Source organism: Deinococcus piscis (genome assembly GCF_014653275.1).
In the GTDB taxonomy this organism is placed as follows: Bacteria; Deinococcota; Deinococci; order Deinococcales; family Deinococcaceae; genus Deinococcus; species Deinococcus piscis.
Window position 1 is genome coordinate 1 of sequence record NZ_BNAL01000064.1, and the last position, 4,264, is coordinate 4,264.

Consider the following 4,264-nt stretch of genomic DNA (forward strand, 5'->3'; position numbering starts at 1 on the left):
GGAGACGCTCTTTCAGGTAGGTCACGAATGTGTCAACATTCGTCAGGGCGGCTTGGTTCGGTTTCACACCTCCATAAGCCGCCCTGCTTCATATTTTTCTGCGATCCAGACAACGTTTCCTTCAACCTGTCAGGTACTGAGCCGCCGCCGATAACAAGAACGTCGTAACTCATTGTTCTAAGTATAGATGGTTCATAGATAAGCCATCTGGCGTAGTGAGGGATGCCGATAAGATGTTATTTTGGACCTGTAAAAAAGAGGCAGCAGCGATTGGTGCTGAGCATCTGGACTTTTTTAGCCCCTGCTCTCCGGGTGTAAAGAGCAGGGGCACTTGTTTTTTGCTCTGGGCCGGAAGATAGAGAAGCTGGTCCACTACTTCTTTTTGGCCTCTTCCTTGATGTCTGCAGCGATTCGGCGGATGGTCTCATCCTCCTGCCAGGTGACATTTTCCCCAATTTTCTCAAGGATTTCTCCGGCAACCAGCCGCATGGCCGTGATCCGGGGTCGGTACTCCTTGGCCAGCCGAATGAAGTCAGGATGATGAGGCAGCTTCTGTTCCAGCAGTTCCCTGCGCTGCCGTGCCCTCGTAGCAAAGGTTGCCCTTTTCTGCTCGGCAAGGTGATGTTGCTGGCTTTCCCAGTCTGCCTTGGCCGTCTCTGCGGCGGCCCAGAAGTCATCCCACCAGTCGGCTACCACGTCGCTCACGATGGTCTGTCCCTGATAGGGCACAAAGAAGGACAACATCATGGGTTCTCCGAGGCGGTCCATGAAGGGTCCGAAAGCTGGATGGTCTGACAGGTCTAGCGATTCGGCTGTTGGCAAGGGTTCAAGATCGGTGTCTTTTTCATCGTTCTGAGAAAAAGACATGGCCGCCTTGTCCAGACGCATGACCTGATACAACGCCAGTGGCAGCTTGGCATGTTGGCAGATGGCCATGATCTCTTCTGGGTTGGTCAGTTGAAAGGAGAGTGATGGCAAGGGTGCCGCGTCAACCTGCGTGAGGAGCGTACCCGGCACGTTCTGTCGGAAGATGTCCAGCGCGTCTGTGATGTTCACGGTGTTTCGGTGGCCGGGTCCCGGACGTTTGCGGAAGGCTCTTCAAGGACGCTGAGCAGGTGTGTGCCGAACGCCCGCGTGGCGAGGTAGCTGCCGCTGCCGCTGACATCTTTCTCGGCATTGGCCCACTCTTCTGCGAGGGCGCGGACCCGCGCAAGTGCGGCGCTTTGTTCCAGGCCCCAGAAGGCTAGCTCCTTGGCCTGGGCCATCAGCTTGGCATCGGCCCGGAGTTCGGAGTCGGATGTCCGTTTCTCTTCATGCTGCCCCGGCTGGATGTTCGCGTAGATTCGGTTGCTGCCCTCTTCGTTCAGCGCGTAGACGGAGGTGTCCGCACCTTTCCAGGTGCCGGGCGTCGCCTGCTGCAGCAACTCCATGACGGCGCTGCTGTCCAGCCGCGTCTGCTGACCGGCCAGCTGGCGGCCCAGCAGCAGACCGGCAGGGGTAGGCCTGTACGACTCACCGCCCATCAGGTCCACGGTGGCCAGGCCTTTGGACTCCAGCTCGGCAAAATCGGTCATGTTCTCGCTCATCCAGGGTTCGGGCAGGGCTGCGTCTGCCCAGACCAGCAAGATGGCTTGTTCGGCTTCGGAAAGGGGATGCGTCATAGAAGAACTCCTTGTGTATCAGGGGCAGTGTGGAAGGGGTTGAATCATGTGGTCAGGCCCGTTCCCGTACCTTTACTTGCCCCGCAAGGGGCGAGGGACAGGGCGAGTGAGGGAACAGGCCCAGGTGTTCAGAGCACTGGTGGTGCATCACCTTCCCCAGCGTCTGATGGACCGTGTGGGGACGGTGATGAGGCTGGTGCCATGTACGAACCCGCCCTGCTTGGTGCTTGATTGACCGCTGCCTTTTTGGAGGCGTTTCGACTTTTTCCCGGCCGTCTTTTCAGCTTTGGGCTTTCTCCCCTCGGGTTTTCTGTAGAGGTAGCTGAGGGTTAGAAGCTGCTGTTTGATCCCAGTGTCTTTTTCCAGGTCATGTCTTCGGAGTGTTTCGGCGGCCTTGGATATGACGCTGATGTGCTGCTTGTTATTGCGCCGTGGTAGGTCGGCTTCGATCAGGGCAGCTACCCGCTTCGCTATCCATTTCCAGTCGTGTAGATTGGCCGGATCGCTCAAGGCAGCCTTCTGGTTCTCGTAGAGCCATTTCAGCTGAGCCCCGATGCTTCTTTGCGGTTCGGGAAGGCTGGCTCTGAATTTCCGGCGCTTTTCCACGATTTTGGGATCAGGTGGAGCCTTCTCGGGCGTTTTGCTTTTCTGTGGTGTTGGTTGTTTCTTTCGCATCCTGCAGTCCTTTGGATGAGCGACGCTGTAGCTTATGGCTTGACCCGGTGAATGACTGCTGGCTGTTCGCTGTCCAGATCCAGGCGAACGGGAATGGGCGGCAGCCAGCGCAGCACCCGCTCCTGCTGGCCGTTTCTGGGGCCGCGGAGGAAGGTATGCCAGTGGGCGCGGCGCAGGTGGCCTCTGGGAGAGGCGTGGCCGCCTGCTCCCCCTGTTGTGCCTGTACTTGGTGCGGTGTCAGCGTCCGCTCTGGCCTGTCTGAGCGCTGCGCCCATGCGTTCCCCGACGTTCCAGACCTTGGGGCCGTCCACTGGCCGGTACATTTTCTTTCCGCTGGGTCTTGAAGGGGACTGCGTGCGGTATTCAGCGGTTTCGGAGCACAGGTAGAGCAGGCACGACACCATCGGCGCGAGCAGCTGGGCCATCTGCTCTGCAGTGTTGGCGAGTCCCCCAGGGGGCTGCGCCATTCCTGCAGCGCTGACCATATGGACGAAGTTGTCGGCCAGGGTGCCGCCAAGGTGGACGGGATAGCTCAGGAGTGCTGTTTCGCCGGTGTCGAGCAGCAGCCGCAGTTCTGGGTGCCGGTGTTGCAGGTCATACTCCAGGTGTGCGAAAAAGCCGATCAGGGGTTTGCCGTAGACCGACGCTTCTGGCGGCGCTTCGATGTAGAGGCAGTATTCCGGCAACCGGGTGAGCAGTTCGGCCGGAATACTGCCTTCGGCCGGGGTTTCCCACAGCTCGCGCAGCAGTTCGGGGTCGAAGCGGTAGATTCCCTGACCGAGCCGCCACGCGGTCAGGGCGCTGAGGACCGCGGTGTCCTGCGCCATAGCCAGCTGGAGCACGTGGTCTGGTATGCCACTTTGGAAGCTGGGCTGGCGTACTGCCTGCCGGTAGGTGCCAAGGACGGTGCTGTGCGTGAGGGTCATCGGCAGGTAGCAGTAGTCCGGCCACTCGCCCTGCCGGGTGCGGTGCAGCGTTTCCGCCTGCTTCCAGGCCTGCGGGTAGATGGTGCCGTAGTGCTTCAGCAGCTGCTGGAGTCTCCGTGCGGTGTCGGGCATGGTCTTATCTTGTCTGGTCATTGTCGTTCAGGTGCCGCGCCACTCTCACGCACTCTTCAGAGCTGGCACTGAGGAGCCGGCGCGAGGCTTCGAGGCCCAGCTGTCCTCTGCTGGCCAGCATGTGCAGAAGCGTTACCGTCTCCTGGTCGAGACGTTTCAGCTTGCCGGCCATATCAATGTTTTTGTGTATCCGCTGCCGGGTATCTTCCTCCGAGAGTTCGGGCTCCGGTTCCGGCCGGGTGACCGCTGGCGCAGGTGCGGCCCTATCCTGTGGTGCTGCCTGAGTCTGCTGCGCTCCTTTCCACTGCGCGTAGCTGTGCGGACTGCGCAGAATGCTGGTCAGCAGGCCGCCTTTACTGCGGACCGAATATCCGCCCGTGACCATCTGGTCGAACAGCTCGCAGGCCTGTACAATTTCGCTTTTGCTGTACTCCGTGAGAAGTGCTCTGGCGGCCGCTTCTGCTATCCCCCGCTCGGTCAGGAGTGGCAGCAATGGGCTGGGACTAGCAGGCAACTTCGCCGGACTGGCGAAGTGATATTCCACCGTGCAGCCTGCGCCCCGTCCACTGAAACGAACGGCGCTGAGGTAACCCTTCTCGGTCAGTTCCTGGTGGGTACCCGCAAGGTCGCGCTGGATTTTGGTCGGGGGTTTGTCCTCGGGAAAGCCCAGCAGCTGACCCAGGACGCTCACCTGGAGTTCAAACACCGGTGCTCCGGATTCTTTCTGGTATTCGTTCAGCAGGCGGTACAGGGTTCTGGTCATGGGTTGAGACAGCTGCTCGTACAGTTCCGGATTCAACACACTGATGTAGCCCCGCCGGATCGAATCCGCGATGGCCGGGTCCAGGGTGATGATCAGCTCGCTTGACG

General features: G+C 59.9%; 5 protein-coding genes and 1 pseudogene. All 6 read right to left on the minus strand.

Going from position 1 to position 4,264, the window contains the following annotated elements:
* Positions 1–32: 32 nt before the first annotated feature.
* On the minus strand, positions 33–173 hold the full coding sequence (locus IE158_RS13150) for a hypothetical protein (RefSeq protein ID WP_189644162.1): 141 nt from the start codon (positions 171–173) through the stop codon (positions 33–35).
* A 199-nt stretch (positions 174–372) separates the two neighbouring features.
* Positions 373–1,056, minus strand: coding sequence for a hypothetical protein (locus IE158_RS13155; RefSeq protein ID WP_013615863.1), 684 nt, complete (start codon positions 1,054–1,056; stop codon positions 373–375).
* Positions 1,053–1,661, minus strand: coding sequence for a hypothetical protein (locus tag IE158_RS13160; protein ID WP_189644163.1), 609 nt, complete (start codon positions 1,659–1,661; stop codon positions 1,053–1,055). Before IE158_RS13160 ends, IE158_RS13155 begins: the two co-directional genes overlap by 4 nt.
* Positions 1,662–1,808: 147 nt before the next feature.
* Complete coding sequence (locus tag IE158_RS13165; protein WP_189644164.1) at positions 1,809–2,336, minus strand: hypothetical protein; 528 nt, start codon at positions 2,334–2,336, stop codon at positions 1,809–1,811.
* Between the two features lie 32 nt (positions 2,337–2,368).
* Complete coding sequence (locus IE158_RS13170) at positions 2,369–3,415, minus strand: AcrVA2 family anti-CRISPR protein (protein ID WP_229839133.1); 1,047 nt, start codon at positions 3,413–3,415, stop codon at positions 2,369–2,371.
* Positions 3,399–4,264 (minus strand): annotated as a pseudogene (locus tag IE158_RS13175) (hypothetical protein); the annotation flags it as partial. The gene IE158_RS13170 and the pseudogene IE158_RS13175, both read right to left, overlap by 17 nt.